This window comes from Mesorhizobium argentiipisi (SeqCode) (assembly GCF_037179585.1).
Taxonomy (GTDB): domain Bacteria; phylum Pseudomonadota; class Alphaproteobacteria; order Rhizobiales; family Rhizobiaceae; genus Mesorhizobium; species Mesorhizobium argentiipisi.
On the sequence record NZ_JAPYKO010000001.1, the window covers coordinates 524559 to 545588 of the forward strand.

At 62.9% G+C, this 21030-nt stretch carries 16 protein-coding genes and 1 pseudogene; 10 read left to right on the plus strand and 7 right to left on the minus strand.

Features of this window, described 5'->3' with window-relative positions; all coding sequences use genetic code 11:
• Positions 1-14: 14 nt before the first annotated feature.
• A complete protein-coding gene (locus O7A05_RS02485; RefSeq protein WP_337091333.1) occupies positions 15-1496 on the minus strand; it encodes a pyridoxal phosphate-dependent decarboxylase family protein in 1482 nt (493 codons plus the stop codon).
• A gap of 77 nt (positions 1497-1573) precedes the next feature.
• On the minus strand, positions 1574-2659 hold the full coding sequence (locus O7A05_RS02490) for a PLP-dependent cysteine synthase family protein (RefSeq protein ID WP_337091334.1): 1086 nt from the start codon (positions 2657-2659) through the stop codon (positions 1574-1576).
• Between the two features lie 241 nt (positions 2660-2900).
• Between O7A05_RS02490 and O7A05_RS02495 the strand changes: the two genes are divergently transcribed.
• Positions 2901-4901, plus strand: a complete 2001-nt coding sequence (locus tag O7A05_RS02495) for a transcriptional regulator (RefSeq protein ID WP_337091335.1) — start codon at positions 2901-2903, stop codon at positions 4899-4901.
• A gap of 45 nt (positions 4902-4946) precedes the next feature.
• On the opposite strand, the gene O7A05_RS02500 is transcribed toward O7A05_RS02495, so the two are convergent.
• From O7A05_RS02500 to O7A05_RS02515, 4 genes are all read right to left on the minus strand, one after another.
• Complete coding sequence (locus tag O7A05_RS02500) at positions 4947-5984, minus strand: MBL fold metallo-hydrolase (protein ID WP_337091336.1); 1038 nt, start codon at positions 5982-5984, stop codon at positions 4947-4949.
• A 107-nt stretch (positions 5985-6091) separates the two neighbouring features.
• Positions 6092-7273, minus strand: coding sequence for a choline ABC transporter ATP-binding protein (gene choV / locus O7A05_RS02505; protein WP_337091337.1), 1182 nt, complete (start codon positions 7271-7273; stop codon positions 6092-6094).
• A complete protein-coding gene (gene choW, locus O7A05_RS02510; protein ID WP_095766478.1) occupies positions 7270-8124 on the minus strand; it encodes a choline ABC transporter permease subunit in 855 nt (284 codons plus the stop codon). The genes choV and choW overlap by 4 nt, the downstream gene beginning before the upstream one ends.
• A gap of 123 nt (positions 8125-8247) precedes the next feature.
• The gene (locus tag O7A05_RS02515) at positions 8248-9183 is read right to left on the minus strand and encodes a choline ABC transporter substrate-binding protein (RefSeq protein WP_337091338.1); all 936 of its coding nucleotides are present in this window, start codon (positions 9181-9183) and stop codon (positions 8248-8250) included.
• A gap of 250 nt (positions 9184-9433) precedes the next feature.
• Between O7A05_RS02515 and O7A05_RS02520 the strand changes: the two genes are divergently transcribed.
• The 9 genes and pseudogenes from O7A05_RS02520 to O7A05_RS02560 all read left to right on the plus strand — a co-directional run bounded on the left by O7A05_RS02520 (position 9434) and on the right by O7A05_RS02560 (position 20215).
• The gene (locus O7A05_RS02520; RefSeq protein WP_337091339.1) at positions 9434-10045 is read left to right on the plus strand and encodes a thymidine kinase; all 612 of its coding nucleotides are present in this window, start codon (positions 9434-9436) and stop codon (positions 10043-10045) included.
• Between the two features lie 125 nt (positions 10046-10170).
• Positions 10171-10560: a c-type cytochrome gene (locus O7A05_RS02525; RefSeq protein ID WP_337091340.1), complete on the plus strand. Its 390-nt coding sequence runs from the start codon at positions 10171-10173 to the stop codon at positions 10558-10560.
• A 384-nt stretch (positions 10561-10944) separates the two neighbouring features.
• Positions 10945-12033: a hypothetical protein gene (locus tag O7A05_RS02530; RefSeq protein WP_224516759.1), complete on the plus strand. Its 1089-nt coding sequence runs from the start codon at positions 10945-10947 to the stop codon at positions 12031-12033.
• Positions 12034-12067: 34 nt separating this feature from the next.
• Positions 12068-13213, plus strand: coding sequence for a hypothetical protein (locus O7A05_RS02535; protein ID WP_337091341.1), 1146 nt, complete (start codon positions 12068-12070; stop codon positions 13211-13213).
• A gap of 24 nt (positions 13214-13237) precedes the next feature.
• Positions 13238-15148, plus strand: coding sequence for an AAA family ATPase (locus O7A05_RS02540; protein ID WP_337091342.1), 1911 nt, complete (start codon positions 13238-13240; stop codon positions 15146-15148).
• Between the two features lie 102 nt (positions 15149-15250).
• Positions 15251-15668: pseudogene (locus O7A05_RS02545) on the plus strand (endonuclease domain-containing protein).
• 109 nt (positions 15669-15777) lie between these two features.
• Positions 15778-17085 (plus strand): DUF6638 family protein, encoded by a 1308-nt coding sequence (locus O7A05_RS02550; RefSeq protein WP_337091343.1) that lies wholly within the window; start codon positions 15778-15780, stop codon positions 17083-17085.
• A 14-nt stretch (positions 17086-17099) separates the two neighbouring features.
• Positions 17100-18224, plus strand: coding sequence for a DUF2333 family protein (locus tag O7A05_RS02555; protein ID WP_337091344.1), 1125 nt, complete (start codon positions 17100-17102; stop codon positions 18222-18224).
• 311 nt (positions 18225-18535) lie between these two features.
• Complete coding sequence (locus tag O7A05_RS02560) at positions 18536-20215, plus strand: formate--tetrahydrofolate ligase (RefSeq protein ID WP_337091345.1); 1680 nt, start codon at positions 18536-18538, stop codon at positions 20213-20215.
• 75 nt (positions 20216-20290) lie between these two features.
• On the opposite strand, the gene O7A05_RS02565 is transcribed toward O7A05_RS02560, so the two are convergent.
• Positions 20291-20932: a cysteine hydrolase family protein gene (locus tag O7A05_RS02565; protein ID WP_337091346.1), complete on the minus strand. Its 642-nt coding sequence runs from the start codon at positions 20930-20932 to the stop codon at positions 20291-20293.
• Positions 20933-21030 lie beyond the last annotated feature (98 nt).

The window sequence follows — 21030 nt, forward strand, 5'->3', positions numbered from 1 at the left end:
CTTAGGTCCGCGTTTCACATTAATGTCGCGGTAGCCGCGATTTCCCGTCCCAGCCGGAGCATCTCCGCGACCAGCAGGTCGAGATCGTCCCGGCGCGTGCGGTGATTGGCGATTGCCACCCTCAGGCAATGCCGGCCCTGCACCGTGGTGTCGGACAAGGCCGCGATGCCCTCCTCCTGGAGTCTCAGCATGATCTCGGTGTTGAACGCCTTGAGCTTTTCCTCCGACGCGCCATCCAGCCGGTGGCGGAAGCTGACGATGTTGATGGTGGTTGGCGCCATCAGTTCGAGCGCCGGCTCCGCCCCGATCAGCCGGGTGAGGTGGCGTGCCTGGGCGATGTTCTGGTCGATCAGGCGGCCGAATTTCTCGACGCCATGCTCCCTCAGCGCCATCCAGATCTTGAGCGCACGGAAGCCGCGCGACGTTTGAAGCCCGTAATCGTGCAGCCACTCTCCGGACGCCAGGCCCCGCGGCGTCGATTTCAGATATTCCGGCGTGACGGCAAAGGTGTTGCGGTGCTGGGATGCGTCCCGCACCAGGGCGCAGCCGGCTTCGAACGGCGCGTGCAGCCATTTATGCGGATCGAGCGCGATTGAATCCGCCTGTTCGATGCCTGCGACGAGCGATCGGTTCTCGGGCGCGATCGCGATCAGCGCGCCGATGCAGCCATCGACATGGAACCAGAGGTCTTCTTCGGCCGCCACGCTCGCCAGCGCCTGCAGGTCGTCGACCGCGCCGGTGTTGACCGTGCCGGCGGTGCCGATCACGCAGGCCGGCATGAAGCCCGTCTCGCGGTCCTCCGCGATTGCCGCCTTGAGCGCGGCGATATCGATGCGCAGACCGGCATCGGTCGGGATCCGCCGCAGTGCCCGATTGCCGAGGCCGAGCGCCTCCACGGCCTTGCGGTGACAGGAATGGACCTGGTCCGAGGCGTAGTAGCGCAACGGCTTCGGCATGGCGCCGACGCCCCGCTCGCGCACGTCGACGCCGGCCTTCACATTGCGCGCCACGGTCAGGCCGATGATGTTGGCCATCGAGCCGCCGCTGACCAGCGTGCCGCTGGCCGAGGCGGGAAAACCCACCATCTCCTTCATCCAGTTGACGACCTGGCTGTCCATCAAGCTGGCGGCATGGTTGCCGCCGCCGAGATTGGAACCCTGGATCGCGGCCAGGAAATCGCCGAGCGCGCCGGTGAAGTTGCTGGATCCCATATACCAGGACCAGAAACGCGGATGGATGTTGCCCATCGGATAAGGCATGAGGTTGCGGGCGACATCGTCATACACCTCGGCCACCGGCGCCGGAGATCGCGGCAACGGGGCCGAGAAGAATGAGCGCACGTCAGCCGGCATCTCGCGCCACGCCGGACGCTCCCGAACATCCTTGAGATAGGTGATGGCGTCGTCGACGATCCGGTGCGTGAGCGCTCCCACCTCGGTCCAGTCCGGCGGATCGAGCGTTTCGTCCGCGGCCGACGCTTCCCGAAAGCTGTCCATCCATATCTCCCGCCGCCATGTGCATGCGCAATAATAATGGCGACGCCGCCATTCACGGCGGCGTCTCGTTTCTGTCTTCACCCTTCGAACTGGCAGCTCGGCGTCGAGCGCGACAGCGCCGTCTCTTCGGCGTCCATCTCAGCCTCGATGCCGTCGAAGAGCGGGCTCGACATATAGCGCTCACCGGTGTCGGGCAGCATGCATAGGATGACCGAGCCGGCCGGGGCCTTGCCCGCGATCTGCCGCGCCACGGCGAAGGTGGCGCCGCCGGAGATGCCGGTGAAGATGCCCTCCTGCCGCGCCAGCGCCTTCGCCCATTTGATGCCTTCGGGACCGGGGATCGGCACCACCTCGTCATAGTAGCGCTGGTCGATCGCTTCCTGCAGCACATTGGGGATGAAGTCGGGCGTCCAGCCCTGGATCGGATGCGGCTCGAAAGCCGGATGGCTGGCGGCCGGCGCGCCGCCGGCGCCGCGCTCCTGGACCTTGCCGCTGCCGATCAGCTGCGCGTTCGCCGGCTCGGCGAGCACGATTTTCACCTCTGGCCGCTCGCGGCGCAGCACCCGGCCGACACCGGCCACCGTGCCGCCGGTGCCGTAGCCAGTGACAAGCACGTCGAGACGCGACCCGGCGAAATCATTGACGATCTCACGGCCGGTGGTGGCCTCGTGGATGGCGGCATTGGCCTCGGTCTCGAACTGGCGCGCCAGGAACCAGCCATTGGCCTCGGCAAGCTCGACCGCCTTCTTGTACATGCCGAAGCCCTTCTGGGCGCGCGGCGTCAGCACCACTTTGGCGCCAAGCATGCGCATCAGCTTGCGGCGCTCGATGGAGAAGCTGTCGGCCATCGTCACCACCAATGGGTAACCTTTCTGCGCGCAGACCATGGCAAGGCCGATGCCGGTGTTGCCGCTCGTCGCCTCGACGACGGTCTGGCCAGGTTTGAGCTTACCGCTGCGCTCGCCTTCCTCGATGATGTTGAGGGCCAGCCGGTCCTTCACCGAGGCCGCCGGATTGAAGAACTCGGCCTTCACATAGATCGTCGCGTGACCCGGCCCGAGATTGTTAATGCGGATGACCGGCGTGTCGCCGACCGTGTCGAGAATGCTGTCGAACAGACGGCCGCGCCCGGCCGTGGTCCTGATTTTCAATTGATGCAACATGGGCTTTCTCCTCGAAATCTCACGTGCCGGTTACAAACCGGCGGATTGGGCGGCGCGGTTTCGACACCTTGCCGCGTTAGTAGCAAGTGACTTGCCGACAATTCGGCAAAGGCCGCGTCCGGCTCGAAATTCGCCGCCGGATGCGCCCTGTCGTGTTTGGTGATAGAACATGGACCAACTGTTCGACGTGGGAGCGAGCGTGGAAACGGACGTGGAATCCGTTCGGTCGGCTCTGAAAAGCATGGCAGCCAGCCTTTCGATCAGGCTGCTCGGCCCGCTTGCGATCATGCGCGACGATGTTCCTGTGGCGCTGCCATCGTCACGCAAGCTGCGCGCGTTGCTTGCCTATCTGACACTGGCGCCCCACCCTGTCAGCCGCAGCCGCCTTTGCGAACTTCTCTGGGACGTGCCCAACGATCCACGCAGCGAGCTGCGCTGGTGCCTGAGCAAGCTGCGTGCCGCGCTCGACGAACCGGGCTTGCAGCGGATCGAGACGGAAGGCGACACCGTGGCGCTTCGCCTCGGCGATGTGAGCGTCGATGCCGTCGAGGCAGCTGCCGCGGTGGCGGGCGGGATCGAGACGCTTGGCCTCGACCGCCTGCGGACGCTTGCGCAACTGTTCGCCGGCGACTTCCTTGATGGCCTGGAACTCGATCGCAGCCCGCATTTCGGCAGCTGGCTGACGGCGCAGCGCCGCCGTTTCAGCGCATGCCATGTCGCGGTCCTGGAGCACATCATCGGCCTTGTCCCGCAGGGAGCCGATGAGGCCGGCCCTTATATCGACAAATGGCTGGAGCTTGCGCCCTTCGACGGCCGCGCACATGTGGCGCTGCTGGAAAATCTGGCACGGCGCGGACAGATCGGCGCCGGCGAGGAGCATCTTGCCACCGCGGCGGAGCTGTTCCATTCGGAAGAGCTGGATTTCACGCCATTGCGCGAGGCGTGGCAGGAGATAAGAGCCCGGAACGCCGGCGCAACGCCATGCGCCCGATCCGGGCCGGCTTTCCCGCTCCCGGACTTGCCGGTCGCCGCGATCGAATCCGAACCCGCGGCGACGCGCCGGGCTTCGCTCGCGGTGATGCCATTTGCGGAGAGCGCCGGCACTGGCGGCTTCCGCGGCGGGCTGGCCGACGGCCTTACGCACGACATCATCACGCGGCTTGCCAAGCTTCGCGATTTTTTCGTCATCGCCCGAGGCTCGGTCTTCGCGCTCGCCGAGAAGAACATTGCGCCGGACGACGCCGGACGCAGGCTGAATGTCGACTATGTCGCAACGGGCTCGGTGCGGGCTCTGCCGGGCAGGTTCATCGTGTCGGTCGAGCTTGTCGAGGTCCGCACGGCAAGGATCGTCTGGGCCGAGACCTTCGAGCACAAGCCCGACGACATCTTCATCGTCATCGACGATATCGGCAACAGCATCGTTTCCTCCATCGCCGCCGAGATCGCGACGGTGGAGCGCAATCGTGCATTGCTGAAAGCGCCAAACTCGCTCAATGCCTGGGAAGCCTACCATCGCGGCCTTTGGCACATGTATCGCTTCACCCGCCAGGAAAACGAGCTGGCGCAGCATTTCTTCGGCGAGGCGCTGAAGCTCGATCCTACTTTCGCACGCGCCTATGCCGGCATGTCCTTCACCCACTGGCAGAACGCTTTCCAGCGCTGGGGCGACCGCGACCGCGAGGCCGCGCTTGCCTTCGAAAGCGCCGGCCAGAGTCTGCTGGTCGACGACCGTAACCCAGCCGCCCACTGGGCGATGGGCCGCGCGCTATGGTTGCGCGGCGAGCAGGACAGCTCGCTGTTGGAACTGGCGAGCGCCGTCGATCTCAGCCCCAACTTCGCGCTCGGCCATTACGCGCTATCGTTCGTCCATTCGCAGTCGGGCGACCCGCAATCGGCGATCGGCTCATCCGACCATTCGCGTCATCTCAGCCCCTTCGATCCGCTGCTGTTCGGCATGATGGGCGCGCGCGCCATGGCGCATGCGCGGCTCGGCGAATTCGAAGCGGCGGCCGAATGGGCGCTGAAGGCGGCCGCAAGGCCAAACGCCCATGTCATCATCCTGGCGATCGCCGCTCATTGCCTGGCGCTGGCCGGCCGGCAGGACGAGGCGCGCACCTTCGCCGCGACGATCCGCAACACCTTGCCGAACTATCGCGCCGACGATTTCATCGCCACGTTCCGCTTCGACCGGGATGGGGAAGCTCTGTTCCGCAACGGCGCCAAGCTGATTGGGCTGGATTAAGCCGCAGGCCGTTGCAGGCCGGCATCACCTGAATATCAACGCACCTCAATGCATCAGCGGGCCGCTGGCCTTCCGCCAGGCGTCGATGCCGCCCTGGATATGGCGGGCGCTGGCAATCCCGACATCCTGCGCCGCCTGTACCGCCATCGCCGAACGCTCGCCGAAAGCGCAATAGAACAGGATCTGTTTGCTGGTCGACTTCGCCAGCTCATGCAGCATGCCACCGGCGGCGATGTTTTCCTGCAGCCGCGCATAGGGCAGATGGATCGCGCCGGGAATGACGCCGTGGCGCTCGCGCTCGGACTGCTCACGCAGGTCGATCAGCGCGACGTCAGGCCGGCCGACCAGCGCCAGCGCCTGCTCAGCGCTAACCGCCCAGCCGCGGCTGGCGATGTCGTCCTGATGCAGCCCGACCCGCATATTGGCAGGCACGGCCACATCCATCATTTTCGGGTTGGACAGGTTGAGATTGTTCATGATGTTCACATACTCGTCGACCGACTTCACCTGCAGGCGCGGGTTGAAGGCCTTTTCCTCGCCGATCGTCGACACGGTCTCGCCCTTATAGTCATGCGCGGGGAAGATCAGCGTCTCATCGGGCAGCTTGAGCAGGCGTCCGAAGATCGATTCATATTGCTGGCGCGGATCGCCGTTCTGGAAGTCGGTGCGGCCGGTGCCGCGGATGAGCAGCGTATCGCCGGTGAAGACCCGGTCGGGCAGGATGAAACTATAGGAATCGTCGGTGTGGCCGGGCGTGTAGATGACGTCGAGCGCCAGCCCTTCGATGCCGAGCTTGTCGCCGTCGGCAAGCCGCATCGACACCACGTCGGCCTTGGTCTGCTCTCCCATGACGGTCACGCAATGCGTCTTGTCGCGCAACGCGCCGAGGCCGGTGATGTGGTCGGCATGAAGATGCGTGTCCACCGCCTTGACCAGCCTCAGGTCCAGCTCGTTGACGAGCTGCAGATAGCGATCGACTTTTTCCAGCACCGGATCGATGATCAAGGCCTCGCCGCCGCGCCGGCTTGCGAGCAGGTAGGAATAGGTGCCCGAAATGGAATCGAAGAGCTGACGGAAGATCATTCGCGCCTCTTTCGCCTGACGCCGGTTGTTCGGCTGCCGACCAGTCTAGAACAAGCGCGAGGTGCCCGCCAGCGGCACACCTCGCGCCCGTCAAAAAGGCTGAAACCCTACCGCCGCAGCACAGCGCTCAGCACGTCGCGGATGCCGATCGCGCCGACGAAACGCGAGCCCTCGTCGAACAGCGCCACCGGCGCCGTCTGCGAGCGGTGCATGGCGAGCATCACCGTCTTCAGCGGCGTGCCGGGATTGGCCCAGAACACCTGCGCCCCTTCCTCCGGCTGGCGCTCGACATCGGCGCAGGAGACCCACACCGCCGGGTTGCCGTCGCGTTCGGCAGCGGCCACAAGGCCATGCTCGTCGATCTTGAAACGCGTCGTCTTGCGCCGGTCGAGCCACACCCAGCCATTGTCGCCCTGCTCCAGGTCGCGGCGGTCCCGCATCACATTCCACGCCGTCAGCACCGACAAGGGATTCACATTGGCGATGAAATCGCGGACATAGTCGTTGGCGGGCCTGAGCACGATGTCTTCCGGCGCGCCGGTCTGGACGATGCGACCGCCCTCCATGATCGTGATGTGGCTGCCGATCTTCAGCGCCTCTTCGAGGTCGTGGCTGACGAAGATGATGGTCTTCTTGAGTTCCGCCTGCAGCTGCAGCAATTCGTCCTGCAGCTTAGTGCGGATCAGCGGGTCCAGCGCCGAGAACGGCTCGTCCATCAACAGGAGCGGCGCCTCGGTGGCGAAGGCCCGGGCGAGACCGACGCGCTGCTGCATGCCGCCGGAAAGCTCATGCGCGTATTTCTTTGACCACTGGTCGAGATGGACAAGTTGCAGTTGCTTCTGCACCCGCGCCTTGCGCTCGGCTTCCGGCACGCCGGCAAGCTCGAGGCCGAAGCCGACATTTTCCTCGACCGTGCGCCACGGCAGCAGGCCGAACTGCTGGAACACCATAGCCACCTGCTTCTGCCGCAGCCGCCGCAAGGTCGTCTCGTCGCAGGTGACGACATCGACGATGCGGTCGCCGTCCTTGACCAGCACCTGGCCGCGCGACACGACGTTGAGCCGGTTGACGGCCCGAAGCAGCGTCGACTTGCCGGAACCGGACAGCCCCATCAACACCGAGATCTCGCCTTCGTGCACGGTGAGGCTGGCGTCGGCGCATCCGAGCACATTGCCGGTTTTTTCGAGGATCTCGGCACGGGTGGCGCCCTGATCGATCAGCGCCAGCGAACCGGCCTGATCGGCACCGAAGACGATGTCTACATTCTTGAAATCAACCGCGACGGTCATTTCTTGCCTCCAACGCCGATGCGGGTCATGCGGTCGAGCACGATGGCGAGCACGACGATCGCGAGGCCCGCCTCAAGCCCGAGATCGATGCGCCGCGAGCCGAGCGCCCGGTTGATTTCCGTGCCGAGGCCGCCTGCGCCGATCAGGGCGGCGAACACCACCATCGACAGCGACAGCATGATCGATTGCGTCAGGCCCGCCATGATGGTCGGCAGCGCCGAGGGCAGCTCCACCTTCCACAGAAGCTGGCGCTTGGTGGCACCGAACGCCTCGCCCGCTTCGATGATTGCCTTGGGCACCGAAACGACGCCGAGATGGGTGAGCCGAACGGCCGTCGGGATGACGAAGATGATGGTGACGATGAGGCCGGGCGCATTGCCGAGCCCGAACAGGGTGAGCACCGGTATCAGGTAGACGAAGGTCGGCAGCGTCTGCATCAGGTCGAGCACCGGCAGCATGACGCGGTAGACCTTCGGCTTGTGCGCCGCCCAGATGCCGAGCGGCACGCCGATCGCCATTGCCATTGCGGCGGCGGCAACGACCAGCACCAGCGTCTGCACCGTCTGTTTCCACAGATTCTGGTTGATGATGAAGATCAGGCCGAGGAAGACGCCGATGGCGAGCGGCCGCGAACGCTGCAAGAGCCAAGCGATGAACGCGATGACCAGGGCCAACAAAACCGGCGGCACCATGAGCAGGAGGCTCACTGCTCCGTCCAGGATGAAATTCAGACCGTTTGAAAATGCGCGGAAGATGGTGTCGAAATTGTCGGTCAGGAAACCGAAGAAAGCCTTGCCCCATGGCCCGATCGGAATTTTGTAGTCGGTCAGGAATTTAGAAATCGGATCCATCTTTCCCCTCTCGGCTTCGCCGCGCTCGCCGCACGGTTATCCTCTCACGTCTCCAAGCATATGAAAAAGGGCAGCCTCTTCGAGGGCTGCCCTTTTTCGGAAATCATGCCGGTCCCAAGCGGATCAGCCCCCGAGTGCGGTCTTGACGGCCGCAGCCGCGTCGCCGCCATCGAAGGTGGTGACGCCGGCGATCCAGGGCGCCACCGCGTCCGGATGCTTCTTCAGCCAGTCCGTTGCGACGGTCTGCGGGTCGCCGCCCTTCAGGATCGCGTCCATCATCTCGCCTTCCATGTCGAGATTGAACTTCAGGTTGGCGATGAACTTGCCGGCGTTCGGGCATTCGGTGGTGTAGCCCTTGCGCACGATGGTATAGACGGTGGCGGCGCCGAAGCCGCTGTCGCCCATGCCATCGAGATAGGTGATCTTCATGGCGCCCATCACCGGATGCGGCGTCCAGCCGAGGAAGGCGATCCACTCATTGTTCTTCATCGACTGCTCGGCCTGCGTCAGCATGCCGGCCTCCGAGGACTCGACCAGCTCGAAGCCGGCCAGATTGTCCTTCGGGTTCTTGATCATGTCGAGGATGATGCGGTTGCCGTCATTGCCGGCCTCGATGCCGTAAATCTTGCCGTTGAACTTGTCCTTGAACTTGCCGAGATCCGTCAGCGTCTTGACACCGGCATCCGCGACATAGGTCGGCACGACGATGCCATAGCCGGCGCCGGTCAGATTGGTGCTGATCGTCTCGATCGAGCCTTCCTTGGTGTAGTCCTTGATGTCGTTGGTCATCGACGGCATCCAGTTGCCGAGGAAGACGTCGAGGTCCTTGTTCTTCAGCGAGGCCATGGTCACCGGCACCGATAGTTGGATCGTCTGCGGCTCATAGCCGAGCGCGGTGAGCAGCACCGAGGCGAGGCCCGTGGTGGCCTGGATGTCAGTCCAGCCGACGTCGGAGAGCCGAACCGCCTTGCAGCTCGCCGGATCGCCGGCATAAGCGGCGGTCGTGGATAGAAGCGCCGCCAGGCCGAGGCCTGCGACGAATGATTTCATACGCGACATAAACTTTTCTCCCATTGGAACTTTGAGGCAAAGCGAAGTCACGGTTCTTGCGCCCGCCTTGTTTCGTCAGCCAAACACCATTTTGAAGCTGTTTCAAGCGCTTCAACATCACGACGAACGGCGCACGCTGGTCATTAAGCGACATGACAGGCTTTTGAACGACATCGAGTTTTAGACGGCAGGGAGTTTTTGGTGGACGGAGCCCCGGGCCCCCTCCCCGTGCGCCGACATGTGAGCTTAGAAGGACGGCATGGCCAAGCTTTACTTCCACTACGCGACGATGAACGCCGGCAAGACGACCATGCTTTTGCAGGCGTCCTACAACTATCGCGAACGCGGCATGTCGACGATGCTGTTCGTCGCCGGCCACTATCGCAAGGGCGACAGGGGGCTGATCTCGTCGCGCATCGGCCTGGAATCAGAGGCCGAGATGTTCCGCGACGGCGACGATCTTTATGCCAGGGTCGCCGAGCATCACCGGCATGCCCCGGTGCATTGCATCTTCGTCGACGAGGCGCAGTTCCTCGAGGAGGAGCAGGTCTGGCAGCTCGCCCGCATTGCCGACCGTCTGGGCATTCCGGTCATGTGCTACGGCCTGCGCACCGACTTCCAGGGCAATCTGTTCCCCGGCTCGCGGGCGCTGCTTGCCATCGCCGACGACCTGCGCGAGGTGCGCACCATCTGCCGTTGCGGCCGCAAGGCGACGATGGTGGTGCGCCTGGGGCCCGACGGCAAGGTGGCGCGGCAGGGCGAGCAGGTGGCGATCGGCAAGGACGTCTATGTCTCGCTCTGCCGCCGCCATTGGGAAGAGGAGATGGGCCGGGCAGCGCCCGACGACTTCATCGGTTTTGTCAGCCGCTGAGCCGGAAGGCTGCCGGTCGACGAGTAGCCGGCTGCCACCTTCTTGCAGTCGCGCGATCTCTGCTGCCTTTGTTAAGGTCGGCATCCTAATTTCTCGCCCAGCCAGAACCAGCCGGAGAACCCGCAATGTTTCGAGCCATCTCGTCCGCCGCTCTTTTCCTGCTCGCCGGCGGCCTTGCCGCGCATGCCGATGGCGACGCAGCACTGGGCAGGAAGGTCTTCAACCGCTGCATCGCCTGCCATGAGGCGGCGACGGATCGCGACAAGGTCGGCCCGCATCTGATGGGCGTCGTCGGCCGCAAGGCCGGCTCGGCGGAGAGTTTTCAGAGCCGTTATTCGCAAGCCATGAAGGATGCCGGCGCCGCCGGCGTCGTCTGGGACGAAGCCAATCTCACCGAATATCTCAAGGCGCCGAGGCAGAAGGTTCCCGGCAACAGAATGGCCTTTACCGGCCTCGCCAGCGATGACGACATCGCCAACGTGATTGCCTATCTCAAGGCCGACCCCAAACCCTGATCGTATTGGAAGAAATTGGTATTCCCGTCGGCCCAAGAGCAATTCCAGGAAAAGTGTAAGCGGTTTTCCGTCCGGAATTGCGCAAAAACAAAGAGATAGAGCGGTTCGCCGTTTCCCGGAAACGGTGAACCGCTCTAGAGATTTGCCGGCGCTGTTTCGTCGCCTTGGCCGTCCGTAAAAACAATAACTTAAGGCCTATAAGCCGAAGCTTTTCGACGGCAGCGGGCATTACTGGGCGCCATGCGCATGCTTGCCTTGTCTTTCAAGACCTAACCAGTTCTTTTGTTTTGACGTCCCTCCTTGTCTTCCTTCTTTCAATCCCTTGAAGCCCCACATATATTCGCCGCCACGACACGGAAACGGATGCCGAAGCGGGAGGCCCCAATGGCGACATTGCAGAATTTCGATGCCGAAATTGCCAAGACCAAGCAGGTCGTGCAGGACATGCGCACCAAGATCGAGCAGTCCGGCACGGTGCTCGACACGCTCGCCCAGGCCGACAAGAAGATCGGTGACGCCAATTTCGACATCGAGAACGCCCGTATCGAGGACGTGCTCAAGCAGCAGAAGGTCATGGAAGGCAATATCGCCGACCTGATCATCGGGCTTGAGGACGCCACCAACGTCTTCGGCGCCGAATTCGAAAGCATGAAGAACTACACTGGCTGGGAAAACTTCGTCGGCGTCTTTTCGGCGCAGCGCAAGCAGCGCATGCGCACCGACCGCGTCCGCAATATGTCGCTGGCCGGCAATCTGCAGGAGCTTTTGGCGAAGTCGGATACCATCGTCGGCATCCTGAAGGCGCAGAAGCAGATCCTCGATCAGCGCTACAAGACCTCCGAAGCCAGCCTGTCGCAGGTGATCGAGCGCCGCAAGACGACCATGTCCAACCTCGAAGCGGTGCAGAAGCGCATCGAGGAATTGAACCCTCTGCTGCTCGACATCGAAAACAAGATCGCGTCCTCCACGACCCAGAAGGAGCGCACCGAGCTTGAGGGCGAGCGTTCCAAAATGGCGACCGAATACAATGAAAAGCAGGCGAAGGAGCAGGAGCTGCTGGCCGAAAGCCAGACGCTGGAGCGCTACACCTCGATGTTCCAGACCTTCGTCGATTCACTCAACAACCAGATCGCCGCGCAGTCGACGCTGATCAACAAGCTGACCATCGACACGGAGCAGCGCATCGTCCTCTACAAGGCGCTGGAAGATTCGCTGAAGACCGCCGCCCAGCAGGACGTCGCCCACAAGATCAACACGCTGGGCAGCCAGGTCGACAACACGGCCGAGGAGACGATGGCCGGCATCGGCGCCGCCTCGCAAAAGCACATCGGCGACCTGCTGGAGATGCATGAGAAGAACATGGTGGCTTCAGCCGACATCCAGCGCCGCAAGAAGCTTGCCGACGATGCCTTCGCGCGTCGCTTCGACGATGTGATGAAGAAGCACAATTCGGCAAACTACGTGCAGTCGTAGGCGGCGCCGCTGACTTCATTTCCACGGCAGTCCCATGACACCTGAGAACGACGCGGCGGCACGCTATTTCTCCGCCATCACGGCGGCGCTGAGCGGGCTGGAAGTGTTCATGCGCGACGACCGCTCGCCGCTTTACCGACACGGCATCGTCGCCAGGATCGTCGCCGAATATATCGCGCGGCTGGACAAGTCCTTTGCCTGCTGGCGCAACCGGCTCGGCTTCATGGACACCTTCCGCATCTCGCGCGCCGAGAGCGGCTATCCGGTGTTCCAGAACCTGCTCGAATTGGAAAACGACCGTCAGCAGGCCGATGCCCGCCTGGCCAACATCCCGCAGGCCGGCGAGCTGCGCGAGGAGATGGCCGATTTCATCCTGCGCCACAAGGAGTTTCCCGAAGCGCTGCAGAAGTCGATGGCCGAGCGGCTCTATCTGGAGGATGTCAAGAGCGAGGCGACTTTCGGTCCCTTCACCCTGGCGCAGACGGCCAAGGTCTCGGTCAACCCGAAGACCATGCGGCCCTATTATCTCGTCCACTGGGCGACGTTCGACGGAAGCGCCAACCTGCCGCTGGTCTATATGGTGACGGTGGAGGACTCCTCTGAAAGCATGGTGCGCCAGTTGGTCGACGTGAACGGCAAGTTGAACGAGAAGGTTGATATCCCGCTGCCCGTCGACGGCCTGCTCAACCCGGAGCTTGCGCACCGCTTCGACGATTTCACCGAGAAGAATTCGGCCTATACGCTCTCGCCGGCGACGATCGCCGTCAATCTCGACAAGGATTTCGAGCCGCTGCACCCCAAGCAGCTGCGGCGCGTCGTGCTCGGGCCCTTTTATTCGGCCGGCATCACCGAGAACAATTCGACCGTGGCCGAGGTGCTTGCCAAGGTGCGCAAGCCGCAGAACGCCTGGCTGCTCACCTGGACCATCCAGGAGGTCTTTTCCAAGAGCGAGAAGCCCGGCCGCAAGGGCCTGTTCTCCAGCGAGAAGACCACGCAGGAATTCTTCATCAACACCGACGACCTCGAAGCGGCGCGCCAGGGCGTGTCGAGCTACGAGAACCATGCGCTGATCCCGCACGAGGCCTACCAGGCGCTCTATGCCGCCGGCGAAGCGCAGAAGATCTTTTCCGGCTACAAGGTCCACATCCTGTCCAACGGACAGGTCATCAGCGACGTCTGACCGTTAAACCGCGGAGCATCCTTCATGGACACCGGCCTGACAACGATTTCGGAAGCAGCCATCGAGAAGCACCGCGCGACCGCGCAGAGCTTCATCACCCGCATCGTCGTCCTGGAGGACCCTTCGCGCGAATCCGGCACCGCACTTGCCGGCACCAACCGTCGCTTCGTCTCGACCGTGTCGGTCGGGTCGGTGCGGCGCACGCGCGAGGTCGAGCTTACCAAGACGGTTGCCGCGATCCATCCCGACGACCAGTTGATGACGATCCCGCAGCACACGCTGCTCTACCGCGCCCGGCGCGGCCTGGCGATCGCGCTCGCCATATCCGACGTCTTCGCCGAGGGCTCCGACCTCGAAAGCCTGCAGGCGAAAAACGTGCGTGCGCCGCTGGAAGGCGACGAGGCAGCCACCTTCAAGAAGCTTCTGTCGGCTTCGGCTTACGTCTCCGCCTTTAGTTTCGCCTGTTATTTGTTGCAGCTGATCGACAGCGACGGCGAGGCGCCGAACGACATCCCCGAGCCCGACTTCCTGTTCGACACGCCGCAGGACGCGGTGAAGTCGATCGTCGCCGGCCTCGACAAGGCGATCGCCGGTTCGAAGGATGACGCCGACCTGACGACGCGGGCGCGGGCCTTTGCCCGCCTCGCCATCGACGGGCTTCTGGCGCGAAAAGGCCGCTTCGACGGCATCGGCCCATTCGAGAACGCGCATATCCGCATCGATGTCGACGATTTCACCCTCGACGGTTTCGACGTCGCTCCCGGCAAGCGCTCCAAGCCGCTGGTGATGACCTTCAAGAAACCGGAAGAGGTCGTCGGCAACCACATCGCCAAATTCCAGTCGGTCAGGCTGGCCAAGATGCTGATGGCCTATGATTTCGAGCGCGAGTTGAACCCGTTCGTCGAGCTCGGCGGCTTCCTGTTCACCTTCATCGGCGACGGAGCGCCGGGCACCGGCAAGACGACGCTGATCCAGATGATCGCCGGCCTCGTCAATGGCTACTGCCAGGTTGCCGGCTATCCGTTCGCCTATGAGAATTTCGGCGTCGACCAGATCTCGTCCTATCAGGGCAAGTCCGGCCAGAACTGCCGCCAGTTCATCAACAACGTGCTCAATCCGCGCGTCATCGGCTTCGGCACCATCGACGACATCGACCAGGTGGCCGCTCGCCGCTCCGACGACCGCGCTTCGGCCGGCCAGCAGGAAATCACCGGCGTCTTGATGGACGCTTTCGCCGGCGCCTCGACGGTGGTGCGCGGCAACTGCTCCTTCGGCATGTTCTCCAACTATCCGGAAAATGTCGACGACGCGCTGCGCCAGCGCGCCGGCGCGCGCTGGCTGGTCGACGGCCCGCAGACGCGCGACGACTATATCGACATCTTCGTGCTGCTGGCCGGCAAGAACCACAAGATCCCGCTCGGCGAGCACGAGCTCTGTGCCGCGCAGGAGATCCAGCGCGCCGTGGCCGAGGCCTATGAAGAGCACGAGAAGCCGCAGGAAGACGGGCTGATGAAGGTCTATGAGCGCTACATGAAGGAGAATGGCGCGCCGAAGACCATGGCCGATGTCGGCACCTATCTGCACATGATCAAGGACGCCGAGCCGCGCTTCACCGGCCGCGCCATCAAGAACGTCACCGACGCCATCAAGATGCGCGCCATGGACATCGAGCTTCCGGATGACTGGTTCGAGAAGCCGGAAGCCTTCATGCACAAGAGCTACGACGACAAGAAGGTGATGATCGAGGAACTGCGCGGGCCATTCTCGATGGACATGGTCATGCAGGAGATCAACCGCTACGCCGATTCCGAATTCCGCTATTCCGACAAGTCGGATGATGCAGCAGTAGAAAAGCTCCTGCGCGACGCAAGGCTGCGCGAGCGCGCGGCGCGCGAGATGGAGGAGTTGAAGAAGAAGGGTTTGTGGAATGCGTAGGCCTCCTTCGCAGCCCGCAAGTTCGGCAGGGTGTGGTGCCAACGTCGGCGCCCCCCTCTCCCCGTCCTTCACGGGGAGAGGGTAAGGGTGAGGGGCAGCGCCGTGCGTGGACCAGAAGTCGCGACGACGAAACGGGCAAGACGCCTCCGACAGTCGGATAACGACGCGGAAACAGCGCTTTGGATGGAACTACGCGACAGACGATTGAACGGCCATAAATTTGTGCGGCAGTTTCCGATAGGCAATTATTTCGCTGATTTTGCTTGCAGGGGAGTGCCGGCTCGTTATCGAGGTCGACGGCAGCCAGCATGCAGGCAATAGCTACGACCAGACTAGGGATCGCTTCATGGTCTCAAACAATTGGTCCGTCCTCCGCTTCTGGAATGTCGCTGTATTGAAAGAGCGGGATGAGGTACTCGAAACCATACTTGCTGCAATCGAATGCCGTCTCGATCGTCTGATCGAAACGCACGAGCTTCGGTTTATTGCTGCAGGTAGCTATGGGGAGACAAACCTTTGAGCGCTGGCGCCGCCCCTCACCCTTACCCTCTCCCCGTGAAGGACGGGGAGAGGGGGGCGTCAACGTCGCCGCTTCGCTCTTCAAGGCCATATCCCTCGGGCCTTAGCCAATGACCCGCTCCACAAAAAAGCCCGACCTCCTGCGCGACAACGACTTGATCTATGGCCGCTTGCTGACCGTGGACGAGCCGCATCTCATCCAGCGCTACAACAACGCGCTTGCCGCTTTCGGCCTCGAGCCGACCAAGCTCAAGAGCTTCCAGATCGACCGCACCGGCTTCTCGCCCGAAATCGCCGAGGAGTGCGGCGACTATGATTATCTCGATCCCAACGAGGTCAACCGCCGCTTCATCATCCTGACGCCGTCGCAGATCGACCTGCCGGTGGTGCACACCGCCTTCTCCAACACCTCGCAGCTGATGTTCGAGTTCATGTCGAAGAACCGGCGCGCCATCGACGCGCTGACCATCAAGGACGTCATCTACGGCGAGATCGAGGACTCGGTTCCCAAGGTCAACGACATCGAGGACCTGCTGTCGATCAACCAGGTGGAGTTCAAGGTGCTATCGGCCGAAGACGTGCTGGGCAAGGCGGCCGAACTCGGCAAGCTGGTCGACCGGCTGAAGCAGGAGCCCGATGCCTGGCGCGACAATGCCATGCTCCAGCGCATGGTCGATCTTGCCAAGGTCTGCGGTGACATCCGCGAGAACGCGCTGGTGCCGGACCAGGTGATCTTCCGCCACAACGCTTACTGGACCAGCCATTTCGGCGGCCTCTATGTCTTCGTCGACCCCGATATGACGACGGTGATCAGCGACCCGGCCGCTCCCGGCTTCCGCCGCTCGCGGCCCTGGCAGGTGAGCTATCTGTCGATCAACGACGCCGACAAGGTGTTCGGCTTCCTTGCCGCCACCGGCCGCCTCGACCTACCGCGCGCCTCCTGGATCGAGACGTCCGGCTATCTCGAACACCGCGCCGAAATGGTCGTGCGTGCGCTGATCCGTGATGCCGAGCCCAATCGCAACCTGACCGATGTCGACAAGGTCTGGCTGCAGACCTGGATTCATGGCCATGCCGACCTGATCGCCAGCGACGGCAATTTCCCGTTCCTCAACGCGGCCAAGCGCGAGATCGCCCAGCTCGGCCACCTCAAGATCGAGGATGTGCCCCCGCGCCAGCGCTTCCTGGTCATGCGCGCCAAGCCCGAACACCCCGATGCCTGGCTGACCAACCAGCTGATCTCGGATTTCGTGCCGCAGGACTTCGTTTCGCGCTACGTCTTCAACAAGCCCGGCTTCTACAAGGATTATGACGGCTTCAGCGACGCCTGGCGAAGCCATGTTGTGGACGTTCTGAAAACCACATATTTGAAGGACAAGGCGGCGTTCCGCGCGCGCCTTTACGGCCTGACTGACTGAGGGGTGAAACAGCCATGCTCGACCCGATCGTGAACTTCTTCACCCAGATTTTTCAATGGATCGGCCGCGGTATCGGCTTCGTCATCGGCCTCGTCCTGTGGCCGTTCATGTGGGTGGGCCGCTGGTACGGCCAGCGTGGCTGGATCCTCAAGGCGGTGGTCGGCCTTGCCATTCTGGTATTGATCGGCCTCTACGCCAATTTCTTCTACGCCACGCAGTGGTGGAACAATTTCAACCCGAACTATCCCGACACCTACACTTTGGAGAAGCGGAACGTGTCGGCGGGCGAGCAGGTTTCGGCCGGCAGCGGCACCGATACGGCCAAGACATGCGGCAACTCGGCGATTGCCCAGGTCGCCGCCGATCTGACGGATTTCAACGTCAATCAGAATGCCTGGGTCTCGTCGATGATCCTCTACAAGCTCGGCCTGTTCGGTATCAACTGGGACAACACGCCGTGGATGGACAACAAGGCGTCCTTCCAGCGCGGCATCAACCAGGCGGTGCGGCGCACCGCGACCGAGCTTGCCGACAATCTCGGCCGCGTGCGCACGACCTCGCAGATCGACGCCGACCTGCAGGATGCGCGCGGCAATCTGCAGTTCGACGAGTACACCTGGTATTTCGGCCTGAACCCGTTCGGCCCCAAGACGCCGACGCCGAGCTATTATCGCGACGCGGTGCGCAAGTTGCGAAATTTCAACGCCCGGCTGGCCACCTGCCAGGCGACGTTCGACGCCCGTGCCGACAATCTGAAGCAATATATCGACCGCATCTCGTCGGACATCGGATCTACCTCGGCCATCCTCAAGGAGCGCGCGGAGAACCACAACGATGGCTGGTTCGATACCCGCGCCGACGACCGCTTCTGGTTCGCCTATGGTCAGCTCTATGCATATTACGGCCTGATGAAGGGCGCCCAGGCCGACTTCGACGACGTGATCAAGGAAAAGCACCTGCAGAGCCTTTGGGACACGATGGATTCGCAATTCGTCTCGGCGCTGCGCATCCAGCCCTTCATCATCGCCAACGGCCGCGAGGATGGCTGGCTCCTGCCGACGCATCTGACGACGATGGGCTTCTACATTCTGCGCGTGCGCTCCAACATGGTCGAGATCAGCAACGTGCTGACGCAATAGCGCCGTCTCGCGGCGACGCGGGCGATGGTGGATTTGCGCCGTCGCCTCTGTCGCTTTTCGCGTATTCAGCGGCTGTTTTGAGACGGCGGAACGGCCTTCGGTCTGGCTTCTATACGCCGCAAGCGACCGGGGCCGAAGACCCGAACAGGGTCGGACCGGGAACAGCATTTTTTTCTTTACAGGAAACTTAGTTGCATGGAAGTTGACGCCGCGGCTGCGACAGGGTTAGAACTTGCCCTTGCGTCCGCGCGGCGTTTCGAACATGCACAGATGATCAAACCCTCCACCGTCCAATCCAGAGGAAAGCCGTCATGGCCGAAGTGAAGTCCGACATCGAGATCGCGCGCGGCGCCAAGAAGAAACCGATCCAGGAGATCGGCGCCAAGATCGGCATCCCGAACGAGCATCTCTTACCCTATGGCCACGACAAGGCGAAGGTCTCGGCCGAGTTCATCAAGTCGGTGAAGGGCAACAAGGACGGCAAGCTGATCCTGGTCACCGCTATCAACCCGACCCCGGCCGGCGAAGGCAAGACCACCACCACGGTCGGCCTTGGCGATGGTCTCAACCGCATCGGCAAGAAGGCGATCGTCTGCATCCGTGAGGCTTCGCTCGGCCCGAATTTCGGCGTCAAGGGCGGTGCCGCCGGCGGCGGCCTGGCCCAGGTAGTGCCGATGGAGGACATGAACCTCCACTTCACCGGCGACTTCCATGCCATCACCACCGCGCATAATTTGCTGTCGGCGCTGATCGACAACCACATCTACTGGGGCAACGAGCTCGGCATCGACACCCGCCGCGTCGCCTGGCGCCGCGTCATGGATATGAACGACCGGGCGCTGCGCGAGATGATCTGCTCGCTCGGCGGCGTCGCCAACGGCTATCCGCGCGAGGCCGGCTTCGACATCACCGTCGCCTCGGAAGTGATGGCGATACTGTGCCTCGCCACCGACCTCAAGGATCTCGAGAAGCGCCTCGGCGACATCATCGTCGCCTACCGCCGCGACAAGTCGCCGGTCTATGCCCGCGACCTCAAGGCCGACGGCGCCATGGCGGTTCTGCTCAAGGACGCCATGCAGCCCAATTTGGTGCAGACGCTGGAGAACAACCCCGCCTTCGTGCATGGCGGCCCGTTCGCCAACATCGCGCATGGCTGCAACTCGGTCGTCGCCACCACGACAGCGCTGAAACTTGCCGACTATGTCGTTACCGAAGCCGGCTTCGGCGCCGACCTCGGCGCGGAAAAGTTCTTCGACATCAAGTGTCGCAAGGCGGGGCTGAAGCCTTCGGCGGCGGTCATTGTCGCCACCGTGCGCGCCATGAAGATGAATGGCGGGGTCAAGAAGGAAGACCTGGGCAAGGAAAACATCGAGGCGGTCAAGAAAGGCTGCCTGAACCTCGGTCGCCATATCGAGAATGTGAAGCAGTTCGGCGTGCCTGCCGTCGTTGCGATCAACCACTTCACCACCGACACCGAAACCGAAATCCAGGCGATGAAGGACTTCGTCAAGGCGCAGGGCGCCGAGGCCATCCTGTGCAAGCACTGGGCGCAGGGCTCGGCAGGCATCGAGGACCTCGCGAAGAAAGTGGTCGAGATCGCAGAATCCGGCGCCTCGCAGTTCTCGCCGCTCTATCCGGACGAGATGCCGCTGTTCGAGAAGGTCAACACCATCGTCAAGCGCATCTACCGCGGCGACGAGGCGATCGCCGACAAGTCGATCCGCGACCAGTTGCATGCCTGGGAGCAGGCCGGCTACGGCAACCTGCCGGTCTGCATGGCCAAGACCCAGTACTCGTTCTCGACCGACCCGAACCTGCGCGGCGCGCCGACCGGCCACACCGTGCCGGTGCGCGAGGTCAGGCTCTCGGCCGGGGCCGGCTTCGTCGTCATCATCTGCGGTGAGGTCATGACCATGCCGGGGCTTCCCAAGGCGCCGTCTTCGGAAAAGATCTTCTTGAACGAGCAGGGTCAGATCGAAGGACTGTTCTAAACATCCTTCAGGCTGGAAACGACCAAGGGCGCCGCCTCACCGCGGCGCCCTTTTTCATTCCCGAGTTCAGCGGAGCTAGGCAGCGTCCCGCTGCAAGGCCCGCTGGTTCGATGCGTAGATCGCGTCGCGCTCGGGCAGTCTTCCGGTCTTCAGGCAATCGACCCATTCGGCGGTCTTCAGCACCGCGGCGAAGCGCGACTGCAGAACCACGCTCACCACCCGATGTATGTCCTCGGCCGATGCAAAGCCGGCGCTGTTGGCATAAGGCACCGAGCCGCTGGCATCCGAAAGGAACTCGACGGCAAAGCCCATATGCACCGCATGGATGATGGTCGACAGATCGCAATTGTGGGTCATGTAGCCGACGACCGCGATCGTATCGATGGCGTTGGCGCGTAACCAGTCTTCAAGATCCGTGCCGGTGAAGGCCGAAGGCAGCGTCTTTTCGACATAGTGGTCGCGGCCGCGCCTGGCGATCTCGGCATGCAACTCGCCGCCATGGCTGCCCTTGGCGAAGATCGGCGAGGTCTCGGGCGCCATCTGCTTGACGACGACGATCTTGATGCCGGCCGCCGCGGCGGCATCCATGGCGCGCGCAACATTGGCGACGGTCTCGTTGAAGGGCGGATGCTGGATGGCGAGATTACCGCCGTCATAGTCGTTCTGGACATCGACGACGACAAGCGCGCGGCGCGGCTGGGTGGCTGGTGCTGACATGGCGGTTTTCCTTTCGACCGGGTTGATGGCGCAAAGCTAGGCGGATGTTTCAGGTCGAGGAAGTGGCCCGATTGACAACGATCGAAAGAATTGGGACA